The sequence below is a fragment of the Escherichia coli genome (genome assembly GCF_036503815.1).
Taxonomy (GTDB): Bacteria; Pseudomonadota; Gammaproteobacteria; order Enterobacterales; family Enterobacteriaceae; genus Escherichia; species Escherichia coli_F.
In genome coordinates this window covers 2,087,911-2,113,923 of record NZ_AP027764.1, presented here as the reverse complement: position 1 = coordinate 2,113,923, position 26,013 = coordinate 2,087,911, and the positions used below count along the sequence as shown (strand labels likewise).

General features: G+C 47.1%; 29 protein-coding genes and 2 pseudogenes. 17 read left to right on the top strand and 14 right to left on the bottom strand.

Features of this window, described 5'->3' with window-relative positions:
* The 7 genes from fliM (at position 1) to rcsA (ending at position 4,506) form a co-directional block, all read left to right on the top strand.
* Positions 1-1,005: a flagellar motor switch protein FliM gene (gene fliM / locus AABJ99_RS10035; protein ID WP_024212254.1), complete on the top strand. Its 1,005-nt coding sequence runs from the start codon at positions 1-3 to the stop codon at positions 1,003-1,005.
* Positions 1,002-1,415, top strand: a complete 414-nt coding sequence (gene fliN / locus AABJ99_RS10030; protein WP_001281692.1) for a flagellar motor switch protein FliN — start codon at positions 1,002-1,004, stop codon at positions 1,413-1,415. The genes fliM and fliN overlap by 4 nt, the downstream gene beginning before the upstream one ends.
* A 2-nt stretch (positions 1,416-1,417) precedes the next feature.
* Positions 1,418-1,783: a flagellar biosynthetic protein FliO gene (fliO, locus tag AABJ99_RS10025; RefSeq protein WP_001059107.1), complete on the top strand. Its 366-nt coding sequence runs from the start codon at positions 1,418-1,420 to the stop codon at positions 1,781-1,783.
* Positions 1,783-2,520, top strand: coding sequence for a flagellar type III secretion system pore protein FliP (gene fliP, locus AABJ99_RS10020; protein ID WP_001253450.1), 738 nt, complete (start codon positions 1,783-1,785; stop codon positions 2,518-2,520). The genes fliO and fliP overlap by 1 nt, the downstream gene beginning before the upstream one ends.
* A 9-nt stretch (positions 2,521-2,529) precedes the next feature.
* A complete protein-coding gene (gene fliQ / locus AABJ99_RS10015) occupies positions 2,530-2,799 on the top strand; it encodes a flagellar biosynthesis protein FliQ (protein ID WP_000187358.1) in 270 nt (89 codons plus the stop codon).
* Positions 2,800-2,807: 8 nt separating this feature from the next.
* Positions 2,808-3,593, top strand: coding sequence for a flagellar biosynthetic protein FliR (fliR, locus tag AABJ99_RS10010; protein ID WP_000942317.1), 786 nt, complete (start codon positions 2,808-2,810; stop codon positions 3,591-3,593).
* Positions 3,594-3,882: 289 nt separating this feature from the next.
* Positions 3,883-4,506 carry a transcriptional regulator RcsA gene (rcsA, locus tag AABJ99_RS10005; RefSeq protein WP_000104001.1) on the top strand — a complete coding sequence of 208 codons (624 nt, stop codon included), beginning with the start codon at positions 3,883-3,885 and terminating at the stop codon, positions 4,504-4,506.
* Positions 4,507-4,549: 43 nt separating this feature from the next.
* Here rcsA and dsrB read toward each other — a convergent pair whose 3' ends face one another.
* Positions 4,550-4,738, bottom strand: a complete 189-nt coding sequence (gene dsrB, locus AABJ99_RS10000) for a protein DsrB (RefSeq protein ID WP_000867217.1) — start codon at positions 4,736-4,738, stop codon at positions 4,550-4,552.
* Between the two features lie 161 nt (positions 4,739-4,899).
* Between dsrB and yodD the strand changes: the two genes are divergently transcribed.
* Together yodD and yedP are read left to right on the top strand one after the other, a co-directional pair.
* Positions 4,900-5,127: a peroxide/acid resistance protein YodD gene (gene yodD, locus AABJ99_RS09995; RefSeq protein WP_001353131.1), complete on the top strand. Its 228-nt coding sequence runs from the start codon at positions 4,900-4,902 to the stop codon at positions 5,125-5,127.
* A 297-nt stretch (positions 5,128-5,424) separates the two neighbouring features.
* Positions 5,425-6,240 (top strand): mannosyl-3-phosphoglycerate phosphatase-related protein, encoded by an 816-nt coding sequence (yedP, locus tag AABJ99_RS09990; protein ID WP_000949115.1) that lies wholly within the window; start codon positions 5,425-5,427, stop codon positions 6,238-6,240.
* Here the strand turns inward: yedP and dgcQ are convergent.
* The 3 genes from dgcQ to yedI all read right to left on the bottom strand — a co-directional run bounded on the left by dgcQ (position 6,237) and on the right by yedI (position 9,280).
* Complete coding sequence (dgcQ, locus tag AABJ99_RS09985; protein ID WP_001354739.1) at positions 6,237-7,931, bottom strand: cellulose biosynthesis regulator diguanylate cyclase DgcQ; 1,695 nt, start codon at positions 7,929-7,931, stop codon at positions 6,237-6,239. The genes yedP and dgcQ overlap by 4 nt on opposite strands.
* Positions 7,932-8,101: 170 nt before the next feature.
* Entirely contained in the window at positions 8,102-8,284 is a 183-nt protein-coding gene (yodC, locus tag AABJ99_RS09980; protein WP_000009244.1) for a YodC family protein, read from the bottom strand.
* Between the two features lie 78 nt (positions 8,285-8,362).
* A complete protein-coding gene (yedI, locus tag AABJ99_RS09975) occupies positions 8,363-9,280 on the bottom strand; it encodes a DUF808 domain-containing protein (protein ID WP_000922683.1) in 918 nt (305 codons plus the stop codon).
* 172 nt (positions 9,281-9,452) lie between these two features.
* Between yedI and yedA the strand changes: the two genes are divergently transcribed.
* A complete protein-coding gene (gene yedA, locus AABJ99_RS09970; RefSeq protein ID WP_001212248.1) occupies positions 9,453-10,373 on the top strand; it encodes a drug/metabolite exporter YedA in 921 nt (306 codons plus the stop codon).
* Here yedA and vsr read toward each other — a convergent pair.
* From vsr to drpB, 4 genes are all read right to left on the bottom strand, one after another.
* Positions 10,362-10,832 carry a VSPR family DNA mismatch endonuclease gene (gene vsr / locus AABJ99_RS09965; RefSeq protein ID WP_039020695.1) on the bottom strand — a complete coding sequence of 157 codons (471 nt, stop codon included), beginning with the start codon at positions 10,830-10,832 and terminating at the stop codon, positions 10,362-10,364. The genes yedA and vsr overlap by 12 nt on opposite strands.
* A complete protein-coding gene (dcm, locus tag AABJ99_RS09960) occupies positions 10,813-12,231 on the bottom strand; it encodes a DNA-cytosine methyltransferase (RefSeq protein WP_039020694.1) in 1,419 nt (472 codons plus the stop codon). Before dcm ends, vsr begins: the two co-directional genes overlap by 20 nt.
* Before the next feature lie 66 nt (positions 12,232-12,297).
* Positions 12,298-12,993, bottom strand: a complete 696-nt coding sequence (yedJ, locus tag AABJ99_RS09955; RefSeq protein ID WP_039020693.1) for a phosphohydrolase — start codon at positions 12,991-12,993, stop codon at positions 12,298-12,300.
* Between the two features lie 39 nt (positions 12,994-13,032).
* Positions 13,033-13,314, bottom strand: a complete 282-nt coding sequence (gene drpB / locus AABJ99_RS09950; RefSeq protein ID WP_243040254.1) for a cell division protein DrpB — start codon at positions 13,312-13,314, stop codon at positions 13,033-13,035.
* Between the two features lie 648 nt (positions 13,315-13,962).
* On the opposite strand from drpB, the gene ompC reads away from it, so the two are divergent.
* Complete coding sequence (gene ompC, locus AABJ99_RS09945) at positions 13,963-15,150, top strand: porin OmpC (protein ID WP_039020691.1); 1,188 nt, start codon at positions 13,963-13,965, stop codon at positions 15,148-15,150.
* Positions 15,151-15,204: 54 nt separating this feature from the next.
* Here ompC and AABJ99_RS09940 read toward each other — a convergent pair.
* Positions 15,205-16,047, bottom strand: a pseudogene (locus AABJ99_RS09940) (IS5 family transposase).
* 13 nt (positions 16,048-16,060) lie between these two features.
* Between AABJ99_RS09940 and AABJ99_RS09935 the strand changes: the two are divergent.
* Together AABJ99_RS09935 and AABJ99_RS24990 are read left to right on the top strand one after the other, a co-directional pair.
* Entirely contained in the window at positions 16,061-16,372 is a 312-nt protein-coding gene (locus AABJ99_RS09935; RefSeq protein WP_157945120.1) for a hypothetical protein, read from the top strand.
* Between the two features lie 684 nt (positions 16,373-17,056).
* Positions 17,057-17,269, top strand: coding sequence for an IS4 family transposase (locus AABJ99_RS24990; protein ID WP_425323232.1), 213 nt, complete (start codon positions 17,057-17,059; stop codon positions 17,267-17,269).
* 250 nt (positions 17,270-17,519) lie between these two features.
* Here the strand turns inward: AABJ99_RS24990 and AABJ99_RS09925 are convergent, their stop codons facing one another.
* The 3 genes and pseudogenes from AABJ99_RS09925 to AABJ99_RS09915 form a co-directional block, all read right to left on the bottom strand.
* Complete coding sequence (locus tag AABJ99_RS09925) at positions 17,520-18,896, bottom strand: hypothetical protein (protein WP_039020688.1); 1,377 nt, start codon at positions 18,894-18,896, stop codon at positions 17,520-17,522.
* Between the two features lie 286 nt (positions 18,897-19,182).
* Positions 19,183-19,485, bottom strand: coding sequence for a hypothetical protein (locus AABJ99_RS09920; protein WP_248793828.1), 303 nt, complete (start codon positions 19,483-19,485; stop codon positions 19,183-19,185).
* A gap of 26 nt (positions 19,486-19,511) precedes the next feature.
* Positions 19,512-19,996: pseudogene (locus tag AABJ99_RS09915) on the bottom strand (transposase); the annotation flags it as partial.
* Between the two features lie 567 nt (positions 19,997-20,563).
* On the opposite strand from AABJ99_RS09915, the gene hchA reads away from it, so the two are divergent.
* Positions 20,564-21,415, top strand: coding sequence for a glyoxalase III HchA (hchA, locus tag AABJ99_RS09910; RefSeq protein ID WP_000218041.1), 852 nt, complete (start codon positions 20,564-20,566; stop codon positions 21,413-21,415).
* Positions 21,416-21,522: 107 nt separating this feature from the next.
* Here the strand turns inward: hchA and hprS are convergent, their stop codons facing one another.
* Positions 21,523-22,881 carry a two-component system sensor histidine kinase HprS gene (hprS, locus tag AABJ99_RS09905; protein ID WP_039020687.1) on the bottom strand — a complete coding sequence of 453 codons (1,359 nt, stop codon included), beginning with the start codon at positions 22,879-22,881 and terminating at the stop codon, positions 21,523-21,525.
* The gene (gene hprR / locus AABJ99_RS09900) at positions 22,881-23,552 is read right to left on the bottom strand and encodes a response regulator transcription factor HprR (protein WP_039020767.1); all 672 of its coding nucleotides are present in this window, start codon (positions 23,550-23,552) and stop codon (positions 22,881-22,883) included. Before hprR ends, hprS begins: the two co-directional genes overlap by 1 nt.
* Before the next feature lie 132 nt (positions 23,553-23,684).
* On the opposite strand from hprR, the gene hiuH reads away from it, so the two are divergent.
* The 3 genes from hiuH (at position 23,685) to msrQ (ending at position 25,841) form a co-directional block, all read left to right on the top strand.
* Positions 23,685-24,098 carry a hydroxyisourate hydrolase gene (gene hiuH / locus AABJ99_RS09895; protein WP_000920116.1) on the top strand — a complete coding sequence of 138 codons (414 nt, stop codon included), beginning with the start codon at positions 23,685-23,687 and terminating at the stop codon, positions 24,096-24,098.
* Positions 24,099-24,200: 102 nt separating this feature from the next.
* Positions 24,201-25,205, top strand: a complete 1,005-nt coding sequence (gene msrP, locus AABJ99_RS09890; protein ID WP_039020686.1) for a protein-methionine-sulfoxide reductase catalytic subunit MsrP — start codon at positions 24,201-24,203, stop codon at positions 25,203-25,205.
* A complete protein-coding gene (gene msrQ, locus AABJ99_RS09885) occupies positions 25,206-25,841 on the top strand; it encodes a protein-methionine-sulfoxide reductase heme-binding subunit MsrQ (RefSeq protein WP_039020685.1) in 636 nt (211 codons plus the stop codon).
* The last annotated feature ends 172 nt before the right edge of the window (positions 25,842-26,013 follow it).

Sequence of the window (26,013 nt, the reverse complement as noted above, 5' to 3'; positions counted from 1 at the left end):
ATGGGCGATAGTATTCTTTCTCAAGCTGAAATTGATGCGCTGTTGAATGGTGACAGCGAAGTCAAAGACGAACCGACGGCCAGTGTTAACAGCGATAGTGACATTCGTCCGTACGATCCGAATACCCAACGACGGGTTGTACGCGAACGTTTGCAGGCGCTGGAAATCATTAATGAGCGTTTTGCCCGCCATTTCCGTATGGGGCTGTTCAACCTATTGCGCCGTAGCCCGGACATTACCGTCGGGGCCATCCGCATTCAGCCGTACCATGAATTTGCCCGCAACCTGCCGGTGCCGACCAACCTGAACCTAATCCACCTGAAACCGCTACGCGGCACAGGGCTGGTGGTGTTCTCGCCGAGTCTGGTGTTTATCGCCGTGGATAACCTGTTTGGCGGCGATGGACGCTTCCCAACCAAAGTGGAAGGTCGCGAGTTTACCCATACTGAACAGCGCGTCATCAACCGTATGTTGAAGCTGGCGCTGGAAGGCTATAGCGACGCTTGGAAGGCAATTAATCCGCTGGATGTAGAGTACGTGCGTTCGGAAATGCAGGTGAAATTTACCAATATCACCACCTCGCCGAACGACATCGTGGTTAACACACCGTTCCATGTGGAGATTGGCAACCTGACCGGCGAATTTAATATCTGCCTGCCATTCAGCATGATCGAGCCGCTACGGGAATTGTTGGTTAACCCGCCGCTGGAAAACTCACGAAATGAAGATCAGAACTGGCGCGATAACCTGGTGCGTCAGGTGCAGCACTCACAGCTGGAGCTGGTCGCTAACTTTGCCGATATATCGCTGCGTCTGTCGCAAATTTTAAAACTGAAACCCGGCGACGTCCTGCCGATAGAAAAACCCGATCGCATCATCGCCCATGTTGACGGCGTTCCGGTGCTGACCAGCCAGTACGGCACCCTCAACGGCCAGTATGCGTTACGGATTGAACATTTGATTAACCCGATTTTGAATTCTCTGAACGAGGAACAGCCCAAATGAGTGACTTGAATAATCCGGCCGATGATAACAACGGCGCAATGGACGATCTGTGGGCTGAAGCGTTGAGCGAACAAAAATCAACCAGCAGTAAAAGCGCTGCAGACGCGGTATTCCAGCAATTTGGCGGCGGTGATGTCAGCGGAACGTTGCAGGATATCGACCTGATTATGGATATTCCGGTTAAGCTGACCGTCGAACTGGGCCGCACGCGGATGACCATCAAAGAGCTGTTGCGCCTGACACAAGGGTCAGTCGTAGCGCTGGACGGCCTGGCAGGCGAACCGCTGGATATTCTGATCAACGGTTATTTAATCGCCCAGGGCGAAGTGGTGGTCGTTGCCGATAAATATGGCGTGCGGATCACCGATATCATTACTCCGTCTGAGCGAATGCGCCGCCTGAGCCGTTAGCGATGAATAACCACGCTACTGTGCAACCGTCCGCGCCGGTTTCTGCTGCACCGCTGCTGCAGGTGAGCGGCGCACTGATCGCCATTATTGCCCTGATCCTCGCTGCTGCCTGGCTGGTAAAACGGCTGGGATTTGCCCCCAAACGAACTGGCGTTAACGGTCTGAAAATTAGCGCCAGTGCTTCGCTGGGCGCGCGTGAAAGGGTCGTGGTAGTCGATGTGGAAGATGCACGGTTGGTGCTCGGCGTTACCGCAGGGCAAATCAATCTGCTGCATAAACTTCCCCCTTCTGCGCCAACGGAAGAGATACCGCAGACCGATTTTCAGTCGGTCATGAAAAACTTGCTTAAGCGTAGCGGGAGATCCTGATGCGTCGTTTGTTGTCTGTCGCACCTGTCCTTCTCTGGCTGGTTACGCCCCTCGCCTTCGCGCAACTGCCGGGTATCACCAGCCAGCCGCTGCCTGGCGGTGGACAAAGTTGGTCCCTCCCGGTGCAGACGCTGGTGTTCATTACCTCGTTGACGTTTATTCCAGCGATTTTACTGATGATGACCAGTTTCACCCGTATCATCATTGTTTTTGGATTATTGCGAAACGCGCTGGGCACGCCCTCCGCACCACCCAACCAGGTATTGCTGGGGCTGGCACTGTTTTTGACCTTTTTTATAATGTCACCGGTGATCGACAAAATTTATGTCGATGCATACCAGCCGTTCAGCGAAGAGAAAATCTCAATGCAGGAGGCGCTGGAAAAAGGGGCGCAGCCGCTGCGTGAGTTTATGCTGCGTCAGACCCGCGAGGCAGATTTAGGGTTGTTTGCCAGACTGGCGAATACCGGCCCGTTGCAGGGACCTGAAGCCGTGCCAATGCGCATTTTGCTCCCGGCCTACGTGACCAGCGAGCTGAAAACCGCATTTCAGATAGGCTTCACGATTTTCATTCCTTTTTTGATTATCGACCTGGTGATTGCCAGCGTGCTGATGGCATTGGGGATGATGATGGTCCCCCCTGCCACCATTGCTCTGCCCTTTAAACTGATGCTGTTTGTACTGGTGGATGGCTGGCAATTGCTGGTCGGTTCGCTGGCGCAGAGCTTTTACAGCTAGAGAGGCAAAATGACACCTGAATCGGTCATGATGATGGGGACTGAAGCGATGAAAGTCGCGCTGGCGCTGGCTGCCCCGCTGTTGCTGGTGGCGTTGGTCACGGGCCTTATCATCAGTATTTTGCAGGCCGCCACGCAGATTAATGAAATGACGCTGTCGTTTATTCCGAAAATCATCGCCGTATTTATCGCCATTATTATTGCCGGACCGTGGATGCTCAATCTGTTGCTGGATTACGTCCGTACCTTGTTCACTAACCTGCCGTATATCATCGGGTAGCCCGTATAATGTTGCAGGTGACAAGCGATCAATGGCTTTCCTGGTTGAGCCTGTACTTCTGGCCGTTACTGCGCGTGCTGGCGCTCATTTCTACCGCGCCAATTCTGAGCGAACGTAGCGTGCCGAAACGGGTCAAACTGGGTCTCGCAATGATGATCACGTTCGCCATTGCCCCATCCTTACCTGCCAACGATGTTCCTGTTTTTTCGTTCTTTGCTCTGTGGCTGGCCGTGCAGCAGATCCTGATCGGCATTGCGCTTGGTTTTACCATGCAGTTTGCTTTTGCCGCTGTGCGAACCGCTGGCGAAATTATCGGTCTGCAAATGGGACTGTCATTTGCGACGTTTGTCGATCCGGGCAGCCATCTCAATATGCCCGTTTTAGCGCGCATCATGGATATGCTGGCGTTACTGCTGTTCCTGACATTTAACGGTCATTTATGGCTGATTTCACTGCTGGTGGATACCTTTCACACCCTGCCTATTGGTGGCGAGCCGCTAAATAGCAATGCGTTTCTGGCACTCACCAAAGCAGGGAGTTTGATTTTCCTCAATGGACTGATGCTGGCGTTACCGCTCATTACTCTGCTGCTGACACTGAATCTGGCATTAGGTTTACTGAATCGTATGGCCCCGCAATTATCCATTTTTGTTATTGGATTTCCATTAACTCTGACTGTCGGTATCTCATTAATGGCGGCATTAATGCCGTTAATTGCGCCTTTTTGCGAACATTTATTCAGTGAAATTTTTAATTTGCTGGCAGATATTATCAGCGAATTACCTGTAATATGATTCCCTAATGTTTATCTTGTTATCCTAAGGATTATCTGAAAAATAATACCCACGAACATCTTCCAGGATACTCCTGTGGCGAAATATTTGTTTTAACCTCACTCACATATCGCAACATTTACTTTACTTTAAGACAATTCCAGGCAAATTATACAACACTTTACGGGATAGTAAGTCCGCCTGAAAAATCGCGAGAGTGGCGCATTAGGTGACCCATGTTGTTCCGTTTAGTCATGATGAAATATTCAGGTAAGGGGAATTATCGTTACGCATTGAGTGAGGGTATGCCATGTCAACGATTATTATGGATTTATGTAGTTACACCCGACTAGGTTTAACCGGGTATCTGTTGAGCAGAGGGGTTAAAAAAAGAGAAATCAACGACATTGAAACCGTTGATGACCTTGCCATAGCTTGTGATTCACAGCGCCCTTCAGTGGTGTTTATTAATGAGGACTGTTTCATCCACGATGCTTCTAACAGTCAGCGTATCAAGCTCATCATTAATCAACATCCCAATACGTTATTTATCGTTTTTATGGCAATTGCCAATGTTCATTTTGATGAATATCTATTGGTCAGAAAAAATTTATTGATCAGTTCTAAATCGATTAAACCGGAATCTCTCGACGATATCCTTGGCGATATTCTGAAAAAAGAGACAACGATAACCTCGTTTTTAAATATGCCGACGTTATCATTGAGCCGAACCGAATCGAGTATGTTGCGAATGTGGATGGCAGGTCAGGGAACCATTCAAATCTCCGACCAAATGAATATCAAAGCCAAGACCGTTTCATCGCATAAAGGTAATATTAAACGTAAGATCAAAACGCATAATAAACAGGTTATCTACCATGTCGTCCGACTGACGGATAATGTGACTAATGGTATTTTTGTCAACATGCGCTAACACATTCTGACTGGTGGTTTCCCACCAGTCAGGCTGAATTAGATTACTCTGCTTTCTCCACAAAGATACCGTCCTGATGCCCTGCTTCATTAAAGAACCAGATGCCGAGCGGGTAGTCTTCCAGCGAAACCAGGTACATTGTGCCTTCACTAAACTCCTCAACTGCCAGTACCACGCCAGGACGACGCGGACCGCCATCCGTTTTGACTGTTACCCGATCATTCACCTTCATCATTTTCCTCCTGTGGCTTTGTGCCAGTGTAGAACAATTTCGTTTTTCTGGCAGCGCCGGGCGCGCGCGAGTGCTGATTTTCTCGACGGTCTATACTTAAGAGATGCCAGCGGACTTAACGACTGGCGGCAACAACAGAGTAACGGTTGCGAGGAAAGATGATGAAAACCGCAAAAGAGTACAGCGATACCGCAAAACGTGAGGTCAGTGTCGATGTCGATGCCCTGCTGGCGGCGATCAATGAAATTAGCGAAAGCGAAGTTCATCGCAGCCAGCACGATCCTGAACACGTTAGTGTCGATGGACGTGAATATCATACATGGCGTGAATTGGCGGATGCCTTCGAACTGGATATTCATGACTTCAGCGTCTCTGAAGTGAATCGTTGAATGCACAATAAAAAAATCCCGACCCTGAGGGGGTCGGGATTAAACTTGCTTAAGCAAGAAGCACTTAAAAAATTCGTTACACCAGGAAATCTGATGTGTTCATCACCTTATCCGCAATTTTTTTCGCTGACAAGAAAATATTCGTGATATGAATGATTAACGCTACTTATGAATAGAAATGTGACGCGCATCACCCCTTGGTGGCTCTGGCGTCAACGGGATCGCTCCCGAAAAAATCATCTTTGATAATTTGTGCTGTTTTGAGAATCATCCTGGTAAGGGGAGTACTGCGCAACCATGCTTTCAATTCAACAACCACTACTGGTTTTTAGCGATCTTGATGGCACCCTGCTGGACAGTCATAGTTATGACTGGCAACCAGCTGCCCCCTGGCTCAGCCGTTTACGCGAAGCGAATGTTCCCGTCATTCTCTGTAGCAGTAAGACATCAGCGGAAATGCTGTACTTGCAAAAAACGTTGGGGCTACAAGGTTTACCGCTGATTGCCGAAAATGGCGCAGTGATCCAGCTTGCTGAGCAATGGCAGGATATAGACGGTTTTCCACGCATCATCTCAGGTATTAGCCATGGCGAAATCAGCCAGGTATTAAATACGCTGCGTGAGAAAGAGCATTTTAAATTCACAACTTTTGATGACGTCGACGATGAAACCATCGCCGAATGGACGGGATTAAGCCGTAGCCAGGCGGCACTGACGCAGTTACATGAGGCATCTGTAACGCTTATCTGGCGCGACAGTGACGAGCGGATGGCGCAATTTACCGCCCGTCTGAACGAGCTGGGCTTGCAGTTTATGCAGGGGGCGCGCTTCTGGCACGTACTGGATGCCTCTGCCGGAAAAGATCAGGCCGCAAACTGGATCATCGCGACCTATCAACAATCGTTAGGCAAACGACCAACCACGCTTGGTCTGGGCGATGGGCCAAACGATGCGCCCTTACTGGAGGTAATGGATTACGCGGTGATTGTGAAAGGGCTAAATCGTCAAGGGGTGCATCTGCATCATGAGGATCCGGCCCGCGTCTGGCGAACGCAGCGAGAAGGACCGGAAGGCTGGCGTGAAGGCCTGGACCATTTTCTCTCTGCCCGTTAAGCGTTGTCGCTCGCGAACACCCGATTGCGCCCTGCCTGTTTAGCGAGATAAAGCCGACGGTCAGCCAGTGACTGGAGTTGTTCAAAATCATAATCACCTGTTTCCTCGCTGCTGCTTACCCCCAGCGAGGCACTAATGCGTATCGTCGTACTCTTGGCGATCAACATCTCTTTTTCATTTAACTTCAGGCGAATACGTTCTGCAACTTCCGCGGCCTGCGCCAGATTCGCCCCTGGCAGAATCACACAAAATTCCTCGCCACCGACCCGCCCGGCAACATCCAGAGCACGCAAGGAACTGCTAATTAACCCGGCAGCATGAGAAAGCACACGGTCGCCCGCCTGATGACCAAAGCGGTCATTAATCGCTTTAAAATGGTCAAGGTCGACCTGAATGACAGAAAAAGGATGTTGGTGTGTCTGACACAATTTAGCGAGCTGACGGGCTTTTTCGAACAGGGCGCCACGGTTATATAAATGGGTTAAGGTGTCGTGCCACGCCTGCCACTGCAACGAGCTTTGCAGAACATACATGTTGCTGACCATCCGGCGAATCACATACCAGGAGATGAGTAACATGGAGGTAAAGAGCGCCCACAGCAGGGTTAATGCAATGCTGATGCTGCCGAAATCGCCGCGCACCCCTTCGCTTAGCGTATGGACGCGCACCAGCACACCGTCAAAGTGATCCAGCCGTTCCCAGCTAACATAGCGACTGTTCATACGAATGCCGCCCCGCGTGTCATGTTCCATTGCCTGCGCCAGCAAGGCCAGTTCACGAGGATCAAAAATATTCCCTGTTGAATGGTCAGGATTGGAAGAGGTCAATAATCTCAGCTTACTGTCATAGAGCTGATACTCACCGTCGAGGTTTTTATCGATGGCGTTTTGTAGAAATTGTTGCATGGTACGTACAGGAATATTCATCCCCAGCACGCCATACCAGTAGTTATTACTGTCTACCGGAACACTGACGGTAACCTGAGGTTCAGTATTGCTGGCGTGTTCTGACTGCGAGGTGAACCAACGTACCGCGCGTTGACGATTTTCTCGTTGAGAATGACCGATAAACCAGGGTTGGGTGACATAGCCGTAATAACGCGTTGGTACATTGCGCGTAAACAAGGTCGGCTGCGTCGAAACGTAAAATCCGGCACGCGAGACATACATAGCTTGTTCGACCATCGACGAGGAATTGTGCGCCAGTCGTAGCAAGTAACCAACCTCCAACGCAGCAGTAACTTCATTGTCGAGGCTTTCATTTTCGCGAGACAGGAGATTTCCCTCGCTGACTAATGCATCCGAAACGCCATTGACTGGCAGGGTGCGTCGTCGGTTGAGTTCGATTTGCCAGGCGTGATCGTCGCGACGCTGTTCGAACTCCGTTACGGCATTACGCAAAGAGGTAAAATCCAGTGGCGCTACGAGAGCTTCGCGCATGCCATTACGCAAAAAGATCAGTTTGTCGACGTTATACTGCAGATGCTTATCGAGCGCGTTAGCTACGTTTTCCAGATGATTACGCTGGCTGGAGATATAGGCATCTTCCAGAACCACCACTTCACGCCAGGTGAGCAAGGTGGAAAAAAGCAGCACTACGATAAAGCAGAGATTAACGACATGACCAGGCCCCAGGCGGCGCGCAAGTTTTTTCAACCAGCTCTGGTTTTCCATTTTTGTCTCGTGCTGCACCCTGACGACTCCCAACCTGCTTTTTTATGATTCTGGCATAACCTGGCGATAGCGTACCGCAAAACAGTCATAATTTTATAATGGTGACATAACAAGACGCGACAATCATTCATTGCAGGCATTGGCACATCAGGCCGGATGTGATCCGGCCTGATGTTAATGATACTCTTTCAAACTTCTTCCGCAGGACGACTCCCCTCCCCCGGAACAAGCTCGGTTTCATGAAAAGCTTCCCGCTTGACCCCATAACCGTCATACCAACGACACTCAACCATACCGCTGGAATAGCCGGTGACAATCATCCGCGGGCCGCCCTCTTTAACCGTAACTTCCTCACTAATCATAAAGCTCATACTCGCCTCCTTTTTTCGAGTGAAACTTGTTCACCTTAGTTGAAGATGGCGAATTTTGCATAATAGCCAGTGCGAGTATTAATGTGCCTGACCGCGCATTTTCGCTACCGCTTTCACTCCAAGTACCACAATGCCGCCGATGATAAAACCAAGTATCAGATTTAAAACAGTCGGTAATATCATCGCCACCACTGCACTTTGCTGCCCGGCGAAATGTTCAATGGCGTGATGTAGCGGCGCAATACCATGAACCACAATCCCGCCACCGACGAGGAACATCGCCAACGTGCCGACAATCGATAACGCTTTCATCAGCCAGGGCGCGATAATCAATAACCCTTTACCCAATGCCTGCATCAGCGCGCTGGATTTTTCCGCCAGCCAATACCCCAGGTCATCAATCTTAACAATAACCCCTACCAGCCCGTAGACGCCCACGGTCACTACCAGTGCGATGCCTGAAAGCACCAGCACCTGATTAAGCAACGGCGCTTCTGCCACAATCCCCAGCGTGATGGCGACGATTTCCGCAGACAAAATAAAATCAGTACGAATCGCCCCTTTTATTTTGTCCTTTTCAAACTTCAGCGGATCCTGCGCCGCCAGCTTCTCCAGACGCTGCTGACTCTGCGCCGGATCTTCTTTGTGTTTACGCGCCTCCAGCATATGCAGCACTTTCTCTACCCCTTCAAAGCAGAGAAACGCGCCGCCAATCATCAACAAAGGCGTAATCGCCCACGGGATAAATGCACTGATGATCAGCGCCAGCGGCACCAGAATCACTTTATTGATCAGCGATCCTTTCGCCACTCCCCAGACCACGGGAAGTTCCCGGTTGGCACGCACACCTGAAACTTGTTGTGCATTGAGCGATAAATCATCCCCTAGTACACCGGCGGTTTTCTTCGCCGCCAGTTTGCCCATCACGGAGATATCGTCCAGCAGTGTGGCGATATCATCGAGCAACGTCAGTAAACTACTCCCGGCCAAAAGCATTCCCTCTCATTTTTATTGTTGAAGGGAGTAAGTATGAAGCAAAAACGGCAGCTCTGATACTTGCTTCATAGGTCAACATTTTTTTAACAATCAAGTGCAATTATATCTCTCGCCAGCAGAATGATTTTCACGTTTACTATGAACCACCTTTTTATTTTCACCGTGAGGGATTATGCGTTTTCGCCAGTTGTTACCGCTTTTTGGCGCGCTGTTTGCGTTGTATATCATTTGGGGCTCAACCTATTTTGTCATTCGGATTGGCGTGGAAAGCTGGCCTCCGTTAATGATGGCGGGCGTTCGATTCCTGGCAGCCGGTATTTTATTGATGGCATTTTTGCTACTGCGCGGACACAAACTCCCCCCGCTACGTCCGCTGCTCAATGCCGCGCTGATTGGCCTGTTATTGCTGGCTGTCGGTAATGGCATGGTGACAGTTGCCGAACATCAAAATGTTCCATCCGGCATCGCCGCCGTAGTGGTTGCAACCGTGCCCCTCTTTACCCTGTGCTTCAGCCGCCTGTTTGGCATTAAAACGCGCAAACTGGAATGGGTGGGTATCGCCATTGGGCTTGCCGGAATCATCATGCTCAATAGCGGGGGTAATTTAAGCGGCAATCCGTGGGGCGCGATTCTGATTTTAATCGGCTCGATTAGCTGGGCGTTTGGCTCGGTTTACGGTTCGCGCATTACCTTACCTGTAGGGATGATGGCGGGTGCGATTGAGATGCTTGCGGCTGGCGTGGTGTTAATGATTGCGTCGATGATTGCGGGTGAAAAACTGACGGCGCTCCCTTCCCTTTCAGGCTTCCTTGCAGTCGGTTATCTGGCGCTGTTTGGTTCGATTATCGCCATCAACGCTTATATGTATTTAATCCGTAATGTCAGTCCAGCTCTCGCCACCAGCTACGCCTACGTTAACCCGGTGGTCGCGGTCTTGCTGGGTACAGGACTGGGCGGAGAGACGCTGTCGAAGATTGAATGGCTGGCGCTCGGCGTGATTGTCTTCGCGGTGGTACTGGTCACGTTGGGAAAATATCTCTTCCCGGCAAAACCCGTAGTTGCGCCAGTTATTCAGGACGCATCAAGCGAGTAAATGAATCCCCTGCGTGTCGATCTGCGCGCTGGCACCTTCGCCGCAGATCCACTCTTCCAGACGCTCGCTAAGCGCTTCATCCGTCAGCTTCTCGCGCCCACGTAACGCACACTCCCAGACAATCAGTACGCGCCAGCCGAGCGCCTGCAAGCGACTGATATCGCGGCGATCGCGCTCAACATTTTTACCTATCTTCTCCAGCCAGAACTCGGTTCGAGTCGCAGGCACTTTAAACAGATAGCAGTGATGATGGTGCCAGAAGCAGCCGTGGGCAAATATCACGCAGCGATATTCATCAAGAACAAAATCCGGGCGTCCGGGCAAACTGGCGTCCTGAACGCGAAACGCCAGTCCCTGCCTGGTTAACAAACTGGCGAGGCGCTTCTCAATCGCCGTATCGCGCGTGGCAATTGCGCGCATATTTTTGCTGCGTGTAGCCTTATCGTGAACGTCGGCCATGTTTTGCTTCTTGCTGACGCAACGCCACTGCCTGTTTGATTTTTGGCTCAAGCAGTTTTGCCACCGCGGCAAAGACCGGCACGACCACCGAGTTACCGAACTGGCGATAGGCCTGAGTGTCCGAAACCGGAATGCGAAATTTCGCTTCTCCTGGTGCTTCAAAGCCCATTAAGCGCGCACATTCACGAGGCGTTAACCGACGTGGGCGGTGTTGCTGGTTCTGCGGATCGTCAAAGTCTTTCTCACCCGTAGCTATATCCCAGCCGCGATCAATTAAAATTTCCGCGCCATCTTTGTAATAACGAGCAGAAAGCGTACGCGTGACGCTTTGCGGATTGTTCGGATAAACCATTCCATAACCGAAGCCGTTACCGCGCGCCTGATGTTTTTTCGCATAACGATAAAGGTACTTCCACAGCACCGGCGTCAGGATATATTTCGCCTCAACCATCGGGTCCAGCAACTGCGCCAGTGTCACTCGCTGTGCAGGGAAACATTCGCTGATCTCACGCAGGGTAAAATCGGCTTTCAGATTCAGGTCGCGACGAAAACCCACCAGCACGATGCGTTCACGGTGCTGCGGAAGGAAATGTTTACCGTCAATGATTTTCGGATCGTCCGGGCCATTATCTTCTGCATCTGCCACGTCATAGCCCAGTTCATCCAACGTCTGCATGATGATACGGAACGTTTTCCCCTGGTCGTGGCTTTTCAGGTTTTTGACGTTTTCGAGCACAAAAATCGCCGGGCGACGCGCGTCGATAATACGCACCACATCGAAGAACAGCGTGCCCTGGGTATCACAGGCAAAACCGTGCGCTCGTCCGAGTGAGTTCTTTTTCGATACGCCAGCCAGAGAAAACGGCTGACAAGGAAAACCGGCCAGTAAAACATCGTGCTCAGGAATATGTTGACGGATATGTTCCGCCGCCGCGTCATCACCTATACCCTCTTTGTGGCTGAGAGTGATGTCGCGAATATCTTCATTAAAGTGATGCACCGCCGGGTCGCAATAATAGTTGGCTTTATAAGTGCGTACAGCATGTTTGTTCCATTCGCTGGTAAACACGCACTGCCCACCAATCGATTCAAAACCGCGACGAATACCACCAATCCCGGCAAATAGATCGATAAAGCGAAACGCATAATGCGGATGATGTGCCGGTGGAATGGGTAACAACGTTTGCAGCTGGGCGAACTCTTTCTCACTTAAACGGTGCCATGCTGAGTCATTCGCCAGCGCACGTTTTAAAATTGCCGCGCTCCAGTGATTCTCACCCACACTATTAAGATGCGCCACCAGCGTTTTGACATCATAAATTTGCAGCAGTTGCTCCAGCATTGCCTGTGCGGCATTCCCGGTGCTGTATGAATCGGTTACTGATATATTTTCCTGCATAGATTTAACCGGCCATCTGAGATGGCCGACAGGTTAACATAATTACCATCATTTAGGGCCACGTGCTCAGCCAACCGGTGAAAACGTATCAATCACCTTGTGATCGATACCTTCATTCTCCCCCGCCAACTCAGCACTGAGCTTCGCCATAAACTCGACTAAAAATTGCGCGTTGTACTGCGCCAGTTGTTTGCCTTTTGTGGTTTGCATGGTGTGCGGTAGCTTCAGCAACTTAGTCTGAAAATGATCCAGCGCGTAACGTTTATCATCAAGTGGGCGATGCTGCGCGAACGGATCTTCGCCATCAAACAATGCCACGCCCAACGCCCCCGAAACGGCAAACACACGCGCCAGGCCAATCGCCCCCAGAGCTTCCAGCCGATCCGCATCCTGAACGATTTTAGCTTCCGCCGTTAAAGGGGCGATTTGCGCGCTAAAACTGTGTGCGGCAATGGCATGGCAAACAGCCTCGATTTTTTCCGCTGGAAATTGCGCGAATTCTTCACGCAGCAGGCGACGCGTCTCTTCTGCTGCCAGTATTGAAGAACGCTGCCGTTGCGGATGATTTTTCGCCAGGCTCACGATATCGTGAAAATAACATGCGGTTAAAATCACCAGCATATCAACGTCGTCATCTGCCGCTAGTTTCTGTGCCGTAGCCCAGACGCGGCGAAAATGACACAGGTCATGTGCCGCGTCCTGATGTTGATGATGGTTTTTCAACCAGTTTTCGAACTGTGCCTGCCAGTGTTGTAAATCCATACGCGCTCCGTTGCCAAAGAATCGCAACCTTAGCAGTTTTTATTCATAGCGTCTGCTACGTGCGGGACGAGGTCGGGTGTACCAGGCAATGCCGCCTAGCAAGGCACCAACCAGGGCCATAAACAGAAATCCGACCAATGCTCCTAACCACTTCCCCGCAGTAGATCCTAAATCACTTTCAAATCCCGACACGGGGGCATCGGGGATCCGGCTCATCACCCAGATGTATCGCGCCATTGCCCAGACGAAATAGCCACACCATGTATAGAAAGCCCACAAAGCCAATTTGCCGCCAGGGCTGCGAGAGAGTCTCTCTTCCATCTTTGTCGAACCGTATTCCATTTTGAGATAACCCGGAAAATTCAGACTTAGTACTATTATGTGATAAAAGTCACATTTTTCCACATTGGATGAGTCAGTCAAGACTCAATCATTTTTTGAGCAAATAGATAGTTTTTGCGCAACGGTAATAATTACCGGAAAAACAGCAATAAAGATTTATTTTTATCTTGGATAATGGTTTTATTAATTCACCCAAACAATACATTAGCACTGAATACAATTATACCTTTTTAGATTTCTGTGTCATGATAACCCCGTTATTAGCCTTTTATCGTCTTGTTTATATTTTTGGGCCGGCATGAAGCCGGCTTTTTTTATGCCTTCATTAATGTGCGCGCGATCACATAGGCCGTCTGGCGCAAAAATCATTGACACTTCCTATTTTTCCAATCAACTCATAATATATTGATATATATTCATAATTTTCATGAATGTATATATCTAGAATTCATAATTCTGAATTATATTAAATAGATTGGAAACATTTTGAAATCTTTTAAATACATTTGTTACATGTAATCCTTAAAATAAAATGAACTTCATAGAATAGTATCCAAATGTGCTTTTTTTTGGATAACGGCACTTATTGATATATTCATGAAGATTATAATCACAAGGGAATACATAATGAAAAGAAAAGTTCTGGCAATGCTGGTCCCGGCGTTATTAGTTGCTGGCGCAGCAAATGCGGCTGAAGTCTATAATAAAGATGGTAATAAACTGGATTTGTACGGAAAAGTAGCGGGCCTGCACTACTTCTCTGATGATGCTGGCAGCGATGGTGACATGTCATATGCCCGTATCGGTTTCAAAGGTGAAACTCAGATCGCTGACCAATTCACTGGTTACGGTCAGTGGGAATTTAACATTGGCGCAAACGGTCCTGAAAGCGACAAAGGTAATACCGCAACGCGTCTGGCATTTGCAGGTTTAGGCTTTGGTCAGAATGGTACTTTCGACTATGGTCGTAACTACGGTGTCGTATATGACATCGAAGCATGGACCGATATGCTGCCAGAATTTGGTGGCGATACCTATGCTGGTGCCGACAACTTCATGAACGGTCGTGCTAACAGCGTAGCAACATATCGTAACAATGGTTTCTTTGGTCAAGTTGATGGTCTGAACTTTGCACTCCAGTATCAAGGTAACAACGAGAAAAGCGGATTATTTGATCAAGAAGGTTCAGGTAACGGGAATGGCCGTAAACTTGCTAAAGAGAACGGCGACGGTTACGGTATGTCCACTTCCTATGACTTTGACTTTGGTTTAAGTCTGGGTGCTGCATATTCTAATTCTGACCGTACTGACAATCAGGTTCACAAAGGTTTGCATAACACTCGTTATGGAGATCGCTTCGATGCAACTGCTGGCGGTGAAACAGCAGAAGCATGGACCGTTGGTGCTAAATACGACGCTAATAACGTTTACTTAGCAGCTATGTATGCTGAAACCCGTAACATGACTGGTTACGGTGATGCTGATGCCATCGCTAACAAAACCCAAAACTTTGAAGTTGTTGCTCAGTATCAGTTCGACTTCGGTCTGCGCCCGTCCATCGCTTACCTGCAATCTAAAGGTAAGGATTTAGGCGGATTGAATGGTGATAACTTTGATAGCCAGGGTAATCATCACTACGCAAACAAAGATCTGGTTAAATACGTTGAAGTCGGTGCGACCTACTACTTCAACAAAAATATGTCCACCTATGTTGATTACAAAATTAACCTGCTGGACAACGATGATGACTTCTACGAAGCAAACGGCATCGCTACCGATGATATCGTTGCTGTGGGCTTAGTCTACCAGTTCTAATCAGCCAACACGCCTCGGCGTGTTACTGTAAAACATAACACTAGGCTGTGTCCCTTAATTACGCAACCGTTGATAAAAGAGTCGGATGCAGCCAGTTTCACCATCGCCAGATAATTTCTCGCCGTTTTGTCGTAACGCGTAGCGATGCGGCGGTATTCTTTCAGGCGACCAAAGCACCGTTCAACGACGTTGCGATTGCGATATGCATCGCGATCAAGCCGTGCTCGTCCATCCGATGCCATTTTTTCATTTGATTTTCGGGGGATGACTGCCTTTATGCCTTTATTTTTCAGCTGGTTGCGCAATGTGAGTCCGGAGTACGCTTTGGCGGCCAGCACAACATGACCACGGCGTTTCATGCAACCGTTCTGACGATGAACGCCAATGCCGTCCAGAAGTCGTTGCGCGAACTGGCTTTCATGAGACTGCCCGGGGCTTAGCACGATATTTAACGGGAGGCCGCTTCCGTCTGTTGCCAGATGGATTTTGGTGCCCAAACCGCTTCGAGAGCGACCCAGCCCATTATCTCCGTCGATATCGGAATTTTTTTTGAGCTCCGGCGGCGCATTTTAGTGCCCGGATATTACTGCCATCCAGCGCTGTGGCAGACCAGTCAACAAAGCCGTTCGCATCAAGTAGTGAAAGCAATCTGTTGAAAATGATGTTAATCACGCCTGACTTTGACTACCTGTTAAAGCGGTTATAAACGGTTTTCCATGGCCCAAATCGTTCGGGTAAATCGCGCCATGGTGCGCCGGAACACAATACCCAGAACATGCCGTTGATGATTTTACGATGCTCTGCACATGGGCGCCCGGCCCGTCGTGTGGCAGGTTCAGGGGGCAACAAGGGCTTGATGATGGTCCATGCTTCATCGGGGAGGTCGTAGCGAGCTATGGTTCAATATGTTGTGGAAACAGACCGTTACTATAGCTCAAACTATTACGGGACACAGCCTAATAAAATCATGGCTCCTCACAAAGAAAACATCATTGAAAGAGCTCAGCAGTTTAAAAGAGTTTTAGTTTTACAGGATACAATTGAACTTAATTATTCTGGTCTGAATGAAAAACAGGGAGTTGGTCCTAAAAAATATAAAGATGAAAGAAACTTATTTCTTCATCCTCAACTCGTCATCAGTGAGTCAGGTGTTTGCCTTGGGGTTTATGATGACTATCAGTGGTTCAGGGATGAATTAAAGACCAGTAAAAATACCCGATAAGAAATCTGCAATGATTTACTTCATAAAAACATGTCAGTGAAAAAGAAACCTGGCGTTGGGTTGAAGGATATAATAAAGCAACAGAACTGGCCCGCCAATGCCCTGCTACCCATGTGTTGTCAATTTCTGAGCGCGAAGGCGATTTTTATGATCTGTTTGAACACGCAGAACAGACTCCCGCAATAAAAGCTGACTGGCTTGTCAGAATGAAATTTAATAACAGAGCCACGCTGAATATCAATGGAAAACGGGATCATAGGTTGTTGCACGAAAGAATCATGGAGATTACACCGCAGCAACTGGTTCAATTCGCTATACCAGATGGGCGGGGGCAGCCAGCCAGAACAGTGACACAGGAATTGCGCCAGGCCAGACTGACACTGCATCCCCCACCGGACGTAGAGGAAAGCTTCGTTGTATTCCGGTAACCGTAACAGTTTTGCTTGCAAAAGAAAGAAACCCACCGAAAGGGACCCAACCTCTTATCTGGTAGTTAATGAGTAGTATTCCTGTTGAAGATTTAACGGAACCAGCACAACTTATTCAGTGGTATTTACAACACTGGCAAATTGAAGTTTTTTTTAAGTATTAAAAAGTGGATGTCAGGTTGAGACATTACAGCTTGAAACGTTTGAAAGAACCCGGAACAGTCTCGCGCTATATTTAATAATAGACTGGCGAATCATGTATATAACCTCATTGTATAAAACTATGCCAGAAATATCTAGCAAATTTATTTCCCCCGGAGATGAGTGGAAATACCTCTGGCTTCTTGTTGAAAATACAGCACCTCCGAAAAATCCTCCTGATATAAAAACAGCAACAGTAATGTTGGCGAGACCTGGAGGATATCTGGCAAGAAAAAATGATTCGCCACCAGGCCCAAAAGCAATATAGTCAGGATTAACACGATTAATGTTGTCAATTAATGACATAGAAATATCCCAGAAAACTTGTGGGTAAGGGTATGTAAGGGCAACGGTGATCATGATTGGATTCTGGCGGATAAAAACGCGCATACCTTAACGATAAGCGCGATGTTGTTCAAGTAGATATGGGGTATGTATTGGCCTAATGATGTTGGGTTTATCGTCAAAACGCTTACCTGAGAGGTAAGCGTTTTGCGCGTATTACTGAAAAAAGCGAATTATTTGTAAGTTGCAATCGTAATATTGCCAGAGAAATTTCTCCTTATATTGCGGATATCATTATCCCTTGACCGATTATCATCTTTAGCGTTGTTATGGATGATACTTTCGCCTTTAGTGGTATAGATATAATTAGCAATATCAAAGGTGTTATTCTCGCTATTTACGACTGCTCTTAAAACGTAAAGGGTTTGTGTGAATCCGTTTGCTGAGAAATCGGCATGAAAATGGTTATGTCTACCATTCAAAGCAACAAAACTCGGACAATCAATTAATTTATCGCTAACAGCTAGAGCGGCGCTACGCACATCATGTGCAGCGTTATCATTAGCAACATGAAATGCTTGTGAACAAGCATAAAACAAATTTCCAATCCCGGTAGGACTGGATAAACAAGAAATAATTTCTTCTCTTTTTTCTGGCGTTATGCGATCCTGCTTTAAAGACTCTCTCACCAGATGACATTCATCAGATTTGAAAATAAATTCCTCGAATATTTTCTCATAAACATCATGAGAAAGAGATCCAGAGCGAGTGAAAGATTCGTAGGCATGAAATTTTTCGCGAAGTAAGTCTCTTATAGTGCTGTTTATTTTTTCACCACAACATAAAACAAATGAACTTCCCTCCAGAACTTGTCTTTCTGCATCTGCAAGGAGTGAGCTAAATTCCGCCTCTCCAAGCGTAAGGTTTTCCATACCTGATTGATGTAAATACTGTTCTGGAATTAAATCTTTTTGTTCCTTTAGAAGCTCGATCATTCGGCATTCGGTTTGCTTATCAGTACACGAGGACATGTTATAGTTATTTTTAGCAACTTCCAGCTTAAGAGCATTTGCAGCAACTGTTAATTCTGAGAGTTGATGTTTTTCAAATTGATCGTGATCTGATAATAACCTTATAAACTCTTTTACATTTCGACCACTAAAATCCTGTTCCCTACTCTTTTGATCAAAACATTTTTTTTTGTTATTGAGCTCACGATACATATCAGTGACTTTAAATTTATTACTTCCGGTCTGCTCAATTTTTGTATAACTATCCATGCCTGTAACGGCAATCCATGTCTTATAATTCTCATTCTCCGATTCAGGTGTAACATGAAAATAAGGAACCAATTTATCACTAATATCATGCCGATAGATATGAAAAGAATCTAAAATGTATAATAATAAACTGCGAAAAACTTCACGAAAACTGTCATCGTGAGACCTTGCCCTATAATTATCGAGCAGGCCACTTTGTTCCATCGCATTTAACTTAGAAATATTACTCTCGAGGCTTTTTTCGATACTCTCCCTTAGATTCTGATTTTGTAACTGGCTATTATCATTCTCTGTTTTATTTGGATATATATTACTCGTCACACTAACCATAGTAACCTCGCTATTCCTCACGATGAACTATTAATTTATACACAACAATCCGAATTTAACACCATCGCTGAATATCTTAGCCCTAACTATCAACACCCAAGTTACCAGTGCAGCGACTTAAATTAACGTCCTGGGCTAATAAATTGTGCCTGAGATGATCTCTGGCACATTTTCACCTTATATATCTGAACGGAACTATCAAAAATCGCTCATCAGTAATCCCCTGAGCTATTTAGTTGTTTGTTTAATTACCCTTGGCTTCTATGCCGCTGGGTTTAATACCTTGTTACACCCCTGGCACCCACAGGGACGGGCTGTTATACGGAAAACGATCTACTGGGGCATTTTCAAATCCATGGCTTGGTGAATCCGGTATTAGTACCAGTCCGTTGTGAGCTGCGTGAATATGCAGCAGTGAATCACTCCCTGTGTCGATATGCAGCGTCGGTACACCCCGGTCGATCTCAAGAATGAGGCCGAAACACGCCGTGCCGGATACATCCACAACTTCACACTGAAGGTTTTGATCTGCTGAAATATTTACCTGATAGGACTGACAGACTTCTTCTGGCTGCTCAACGTTACCCATTTCTCAGTCCTGTAACGTCATGGTCATCGTTCAAGGCTGGTCTGTGAGTATGACATTAGCAGCGCACACACCTGATGGCGGAACTGCTGACGCTTGCTTATCCTTGTACGCCGCTGACACCATGTATACCAGCCGCTGCGGGCCACCCGGAGCACACGGCACATTGCTTTGATGCTGAACTCCGCCTGATGTTTTTCAATAAAGACATACTTCATTTCAGGTGCTTCGCGAAGTATGTCGCGGCCTTTTGGAGGATGGCCAGCTCTTCATCCCGCTCTGCCAGCTGGCGTTTGAGACGTGCAACCCCGGTGGGCATCTCCAGCTCACGTTCAGAAGAACGTCTGCTGATGTTGCTGTTTACTGCGCCAGTTGTAGAGCTGTGATTCATACAGGCTGAGTTCACGGGCTGCGGCAGCACACCGATGCGTTCAGCAAGTTTCAGGGCTTCACTGCGAAATTCAGGCGAATGTTGTTTACGTGCTTTTTTGCTGGTTGATACAGATTTTGTCATGTGAGTCACCTCTGACTGAGAGTTTACTCACTTAGCCGAGTGTCCACTATTACTGGGTAAGATCATTTCATCTCCATCTACGGCACACGCAATTGCCAAACATATCGATACAGCACCTTACCCTGCCCCTCCTGGCACAATAACATCTACCAGCGACTCTTCCAGCCACCCCAAATGCATTTCTTTATGAATTAATCCGCAACAAAACCACCTCCCATATAAAAATATTTGCAAAAATAGTGCATGAAAAAAGCCTTTTCTACAGCAGTTCGGGATATAAATATTCAACAGAATAGCAATATTCCATAGCACTAAATCTCTCATCGTCGTCCCAGATCTCTGATAATGGTCTAAAATCATTGAAGTCACTTGTGACCACATGACTCAAAAAGGAAAATTTGGCGTGAGAAACATTCAACATCAGTGCAGCATCATCATTACATATTTTCCCTCGTCGCCTACCGCTTTCGATATATTGACTCATTTTTCCAGCCTGGTTAAAAATAGCGACCAGCTCAGTCGCAAATATAGTGACTAACCTAACTAAGCAACAACAAGGAATACACTATGACTGTTCAAAAAAGTAAAGATCCGCAGGTCGATACTGCTGAAGATAATGCATTCTTCCCTTCAGAATATTCGCTTAGCCAATATACCAGTCCCGTCTCTGATCTTGATGGCGTGGACTATCCAAAACCGTATCGCGGTAAACATAAAATTCTGGTGATCGCCGCGGACGAACGTTATTTGCCGACCGATAACGGAAAACTGTTCTCGACCGGTAACCATCCGATTGAAACGTTGCTGCCGTTGTATCATCTCCATGCGGCAGGTTTCGAATTCGAAGTGGCGACCATTTCCGGTCTGATGACCAAGTTTGAATACTGGGCTATGCCACACAAAGATGAAAAAGTAATGCCGTTCTTTGAGCAGCATAAATCGTTGTTCCGCAATCCGAAGAAACTCGCGGATATTGTCGCCAGCCTCAATGCTGACAGCGAATATGCAGCAATCTTTGTTCCTGGTGGTCATGGCGCACTTATTGGTTTACCAGAAAGCCAGGACGTAGCTGCCGCTTTACAGTGGGCAATCAAAAATGACCGTTTTGTTATCTCCCTTTGCCACGGCCCGGCGGCATTTCTGGCGCTTCGCCACAGCGATAACCCACTGAACGGTTATTCCATTTGCGCATTCCCAGACGCCGCAGACAAACAAACGCCAGATATTGGCTATATGCCGGGTCATCTCACCTGGTACTTCGGCGAAGAGCTGAAGAAAATGGGCATGAACATTATTAATGACGACATCACCGGGCGAGTTCATAAAGACCGTAAACTGCTCACCGGCGACAGTCCTTTCGCAGCGAATGCGTTGGGTAAACTGGCAGCACAGGAAATGCTGGCAGCTTACGTGGGTTAATCCCTGTTACATTGTAATATAAGCGCATAATCAATCGCAGCCACGTGAGTACTCACGACGTGGCTGCGTTTTTTCACGGTTAACCTGTGGCGTACTGAAGCCCTAGGTTAATTTCTTTGCGGTAACGTAATACGGAACACATTATGTTGATTTAAATAGTGATACGTAGCACTTCCCCCATGCAATTCGGCAATTGCTTTGACTAAAGAAAGGCCAAGCCCCTGACCTGCAGAATGACGCGAATTATCTCCCCGCCAAAATCTACGGAAGAGTTTTTCCGGCTCATTAATTTTCGATCCAGGGCTGGCGATATCAATATTAAGAGAGCCGTTGGCATCAAGAAAACTGGTTATATGAATGCACGATTTTTCTGGTGAATATCGAATGGCGTTAACAATAAGATTCGATAACATTCGTTGAAGTAAAATTTCATCCGCAAAGATTTGCTGATTGCACTCGACCTGAAAACGAATCTCTTTCTCTTCTGAAAGGTATTCCAGATAGTCTAACAAATTCCCAATTTCCTTGTTAAGAGAGAGCGAATCCAGTTTCACCAAAACATTGCTTTTATCTGCTCTGGCAAGAAACAGTATATTCTCTGTTAACCGCGAAATATTTTCCAGCTCTTCAATATTTCCGGCAATTGTTTTTTGATATTCACTGATACTTCGGGTTTGACTGAGCGTCACCTGATTCTGACCCAGTAATGCATTAATTGGCGTTCTAAGTTCATGAGCGAGATCGTCAGCAAATTGGCTAAGGCGCTCAAAATCTTTTACTAAAGCATGGTGCATTTTATTCAACGCCTGACCAAGAGGTTTTAATTCACTCGGTAGTGCGATAACCTCAACAGGCTCTCGGGTGTCGTTATAATTTAATGCTTCCGTTACCCCACTCAACTTTTTGATCTCTCGTAATCCCGTTCTGATTAACAGCGGACTTAATACTGAGCACAGTATAATGGCGACGATGCAAATTATAATGCTATTAATTTTATACTGTTCAAGCATGTTATGTCTGGCTGAAGCCAATTTAGCCACAGTAACCGTTAATGATGGCGAAATTTCATCAATGTTAATTCGTAAAGCATCTATCTCTGTGTCATTAATAATGCTTCTGTAAATGCCAGCTGCACTGATTGCCTCAGTCGTAGGTATGTTATTTAACATATCATCACTGACATTGGTTCGGTTAACAATTTTATTGATGCCATGACCATGAATGATCAAAATATCCTGACTAACATCCATCATCCGGTTAAAATAGACAGGTAAAGTATCTGGATTTACCCCATCAATTAGTAACTGCTTGATCTGTGCAGTCCGGTTAATGAGTGTTGTATCATCGCGCCATTTCAACTCACTTGCCAGGCCATTATAGAGAGTCCAGACAATTCCAGCGCCAGCGACAGACAGTAGCAATATAAAAAGCAAGGTTAAACGGACGGTTATAGATAATCTTTTCATTATTTTTTTACCGCTACAAATGAATACCCCATTCCCCGGATTGTAGCGATTAGCTTTTCAGGAAAAGGATCATCAACTTTTGCGCGGAGCCTGCGAATAGCGACATCCACCGTATTAGTATCACTATCGAAATTGATTCCCCAAATTTCACTCGCAATAACCGTTCTGGGTATAATTTCGCCAGCTCTGGAGGCCAGTAGCCAAAGTAATTGAAACTCCTTCCGCGTCAGTGTAATACTGATATTGTCCCTGCTCACACTTTGGCTGACAGAGTCCATTCTTAATCCGCTGATTTCTAATGTTGAATTCAGCACATGATGTTGCCTTAATTGTGCCCGAACCCTCGCCAGCAACTCAGAAAATGAAAAAGGTTTTACCAGATAATCATTTGCCCCACTGTCCAGCCCTCTGACTCTGTCATCGACAGAATCCCTTGCTGTAAGGCAAATAACGGGGGTTTGCTTTGCCGTTCGTAACGTTTGTAAGATCTGCCAGCCATCCATACCCGGAAGCATAATATCCAGAATGATCAATGCATAATCATCCTTCAGCGCAAGATAAAGCCCATCTCTGCCATCAGAAACGGCATCAATGACATAACCCGCTTCGGAAAGCCCCTGCGTTACCCATTCCTGGGTCCTTTGATTATCTTCAATAAGTAGAATCTTCATGAAAATAATATGCCATAAATCATATGTTATAGAAACAGCTTGGTTCATTACAAAATTGTAATGCTTCTGTAAGGTTATCACAGACGTTTTTTCGCTATCCTCAAAACTCATTCACATGACAAGGATATAAACATGTTAAAGCGTTATTTACTACTCTCGGTTGCAACGGCTGCATTTTCATTACCTTCTTTGGTTTATGCCGCACAACAAAACATTCTTAGCGTGCACATTTTGAACCAGCAAACAGGAAAACCCGCTGCCGACGTGACAGTCACTCTGGAAAAGAAAGCGGATAACGGCTGGTTACAACTTAATACCGCCAAAACAGATAAGGATGGACGAATCAAGGCACTGTGGCCCGAGCAAACTGCAACCACGGGCGATTACCGTGTTGTATTTAAAACTGGAGAATATTTTAAGAAACAAAATCTTGAAAGTTTCTTCCCTGAGATCCCTGTTGAGTTTCAAATTAATAAAGTGAACGAGCATTATCATGTACCTTTGTTACTTAGCCAATATGGGTATTCAACCTATCGTGGCAGTTAATGCGTAAATATGTAAAAGCAGATCTCTGCTACTGTTAGGGAGGAGACTCCCTGACAGATTAACAATCTCTTACTGGTTAACGACAAAACAGTGTGATGGCTTATGAAAAAGAATCAATTTTTAAAAGAATCTGATATTACTGCCGAGTCGGTATTCTTTATGCAGCGTCGGCAGGTGTTAAAAGCACTGGGCATCAGTGCAGCTGCACTTTCTTTGCCTCACGCCGCACATGCTGATCTGCTTAGCTGGTTTAAAGGGAACGATCGTCCGCCCGCCCCCGCAGGGAAACCGCTGGAGTTCAGCAAGCCTGCCGCCTGGCAAAATAACCTACCGCTGACGCCAGAAGATAAAGTTTCCGGCTATAACAACTTCTATGAATTCGGGCTAGATAAAGCCGATCCCGCCGCTAATGCTGGTAGCCTGAAAACCGATCCATGGACACTGAAAATCAGTGGCGAAGTGGCAAAACCATTAACACTCGATCACGATGATTTAACTCGTCGCTTTCCGCTGGAAGAGCGTATTTATCGTATGCGCTGCGTGGAAGCGTGGTCGATGGTGGTGCCGTGGATTGGTTTTCCGTTGCATAAATTGCTGGCGCTTGCAGAACCCACCAGCAATGCAAAGTATGTTGCTTTCGAAACGATTTATGCGCCGGAACAGATGCCAGGCCAGCAGGATCGCTTTATTGGCGGCGGGCTTAAATATCCTTATGTCGAGGGATTACGTCTCGACGAAGCAATGCATCCGCTCACACTGATGACCGTAGGTGTTTATGGCAAGGCGTTACCGCCACAAAATGGCGCGCCGGTGCGACTGATTGTGCCGTGGAAATATGGCTTTAAAGGGATTAAATCGATCGTCAGTATTAAGCTGACCCGCGAGCGTCCGCCAACCACCTGGAATCTGGCAGCGCCTGATGAATACGGTTTTTACGCCAACGTTAATCCGCATGTTGATCACCCCCGCTGGTCACAGGCTACTGAGCGATTTATTGGTTCAGGCGGCATCCTCGATGTACAGCGCCAGCCAACGCTACTGTTTAATGGTTACGCCGACAAGGTGGCATCGCTGTATCGCGGCCTGAATTTGCGGGAGAATTTCTAAATGCGTCTGACAGCAAAACAGGTGACATGGCTAAAACTTTGCCTGCATCTTGCCGGATTGTTGCCGTTGCTCTGGCTTGCCTGGGCGATCAATCACGGTGGACTAGGAGCCGATCCGGTGAAAGATATTCAGCATTTTACCGGACGCACTGCACTGAAATTTTTGCTGGTGACCTTGTTAGTTACACCTCTGGCACGCTACGCAAAACAGCCGTTATTGATACGCACTCGCCGCCTGTTAGGCTTATGGTGCTTTGCCTGGGCGACAATGCATTTAACCAGTTACGCATTGCTGGAGCTGGGCGTGAATAATCTGGCGTTATTAGGTAAGGAGTTAATTACCCGGCCTTATTTAACGTTAGGTATTATCAGCTGGGTAATTTTGCTTGCGTTAGCGTTCACTTCAAACCAGGCGATGCAGCGAAAACTCGGTAAACACTGGCAACAGTTGCATAACTTCGTCTATCTTGTCGCGATCCTGGCCCCAATACATTATCTGTGGTCAGTGAAGATTATTTCACCGCAGCCACTCATCTACGCTGGGCTGGCTGTACTGCTTTTAGTCTTACGGTATAAGAAGTTGCTTTCCCTTTTCAACCGGCTACGCAAGCAGGTTCACAACAAATTATCTCTATAACTTCATATTGCCGACAAAGTACGCGTTATCCCTGCCGGATGCGGCGTGAGCGCCTTATCCGGCCCACACAGATCGCATCAAGTTATGTTTCGTTTGTCATCAACCTCAAATCATCGACATAATTTATTTCATTTCAATAAGATAGGTAAATACACCTGAGAAAACTATGCTC

Bases quoted from the DNA above. Each gene is read 5' to 3' on its own strand.
- fliM (WP_024212254.1), top strand. From the start codon at position 1: ATGGGCGATAGTATTCTTTCTCAAGCTGAAATTGATGCGCTGTTGAAT.
- fliN (WP_001281692.1), top strand. From the start codon at position 1,002: ATGAGTGACTTGAATAATCCGGCCGATGATAACAACGGCGCAATGGAC.
- fliO (WP_001059107.1), top strand. From the start codon at position 1,418: ATGAATAACCACGCTACTGTGCAACCGTCCGCGCCGGTTTCTGCTGCA.
- fliP (WP_001253450.1), top strand. From the start codon at position 1,783: ATGCGTCGTTTGTTGTCTGTCGCACCTGTCCTTCTCTGGCTGGTTACG.
- fliQ (WP_000187358.1), top strand. From the start codon at position 2,530: ATGACACCTGAATCGGTCATGATGATGGGGACTGAAGCGATGAAAGTC.
- fliR (WP_000942317.1), top strand. From the start codon at position 2,808: ATGTTGCAGGTGACAAGCGATCAATGGCTTTCCTGGTTGAGCCTGTAC.
- rcsA (WP_000104001.1), top strand. From the start codon at position 3,883: ATGTCAACGATTATTATGGATTTATGTAGTTACACCCGACTAGGTTTA.
- dsrB (WP_000867217.1), bottom strand. From the start codon at position 4,738: ATGAAGGTGAATGATCGGGTAACAGTCAAAACGGATGGCGGTCCGCGT.
- yodD (WP_001353131.1), top strand. From the start codon at position 4,900: ATGAAAACCGCAAAAGAGTACAGCGATACCGCAAAACGTGAGGTCAGT.
- yedP (WP_000949115.1), top strand. From the start codon at position 5,425: ATGCTTTCAATTCAACAACCACTACTGGTTTTTAGCGATCTTGATGGC.
- yodC (WP_000009244.1), bottom strand. From the start codon at position 8,284: ATGAGCTTTATGATTAGTGAGGAAGTTACGGTTAAAGAGGGCGGCCCG.
- yedI (WP_000922683.1), bottom strand. From the start codon at position 9,280: ATGCTTTTGGCCGGGAGTAGTTTACTGACGTTGCTCGATGATATCGCC.
- yedA (WP_001212248.1), top strand. From the start codon at position 9,453: ATGCGTTTTCGCCAGTTGTTACCGCTTTTTGGCGCGCTGTTTGCGTTG.
- vsr (WP_039020695.1), bottom strand. From the start codon at position 10,832: ATGGCCGACGTTCACGATAAGGCTACACGCAGCAAAAATATGCGCGCA.
- dcm (WP_039020694.1), bottom strand. From the start codon at position 12,231: ATGCAGGAAAATATATCAGTAACCGATTCATACAGCACCGGGAATGCC.
- yedJ (WP_039020693.1), bottom strand. From the start codon at position 12,993: ATGGATTTACAACACTGGCAGGCACAGTTCGAAAACTGGTTGAAAAAC.
- drpB (WP_243040254.1), bottom strand. From the start codon at position 13,314: ATGGAAGAGAGACTCTCTCGCAGCCCTGGCGGCAAATTGGCTTTGTGG.
- ompC (WP_039020691.1), top strand. From the start codon at position 13,963: ATGAAAAGAAAAGTTCTGGCAATGCTGGTCCCGGCGTTATTAGTTGCT.
- AABJ99_RS24990 (WP_425323232.1), top strand. From the start codon at position 17,057: ATGTATATAACCTCATTGTATAAAACTATGCCAGAAATATCTAGCAAA.
- AABJ99_RS09925 (WP_039020688.1), bottom strand. From the start codon at position 18,896: ATGGTTAGTGTGACGAGTAATATATATCCAAATAAAACAGAGAATGAT.
- AABJ99_RS09920 (WP_248793828.1), bottom strand. From the start codon at position 19,485: ATGGGTAACGTTGAGCAGCCAGAAGAAGTCTGTCAGTCCTATCAGGTA.
- hchA (WP_000218041.1), top strand. From the start codon at position 20,564: ATGACTGTTCAAAAAAGTAAAGATCCGCAGGTCGATACTGCTGAAGAT.
- hprS (WP_039020687.1), bottom strand. From the start codon at position 22,881: ATGAAAAGATTATCTATAACCGTCCGTTTAACCTTGCTTTTTATATTG.
- hprR (WP_039020767.1), bottom strand. From the start codon at position 23,552: ATGAAGATTCTACTTATTGAAGATAATCAAAGGACCCAGGAATGGGTA.
- hiuH (WP_000920116.1), top strand. From the start codon at position 23,685: ATGTTAAAGCGTTATTTACTACTCTCGGTTGCAACGGCTGCATTTTCA.
- msrP (WP_039020686.1), top strand. From the start codon at position 24,201: ATGAAAAAGAATCAATTTTTAAAAGAATCTGATATTACTGCCGAGTCG.
- msrQ (WP_039020685.1), top strand. From the start codon at position 25,206: ATGCGTCTGACAGCAAAACAGGTGACATGGCTAAAACTTTGCCTGCAT.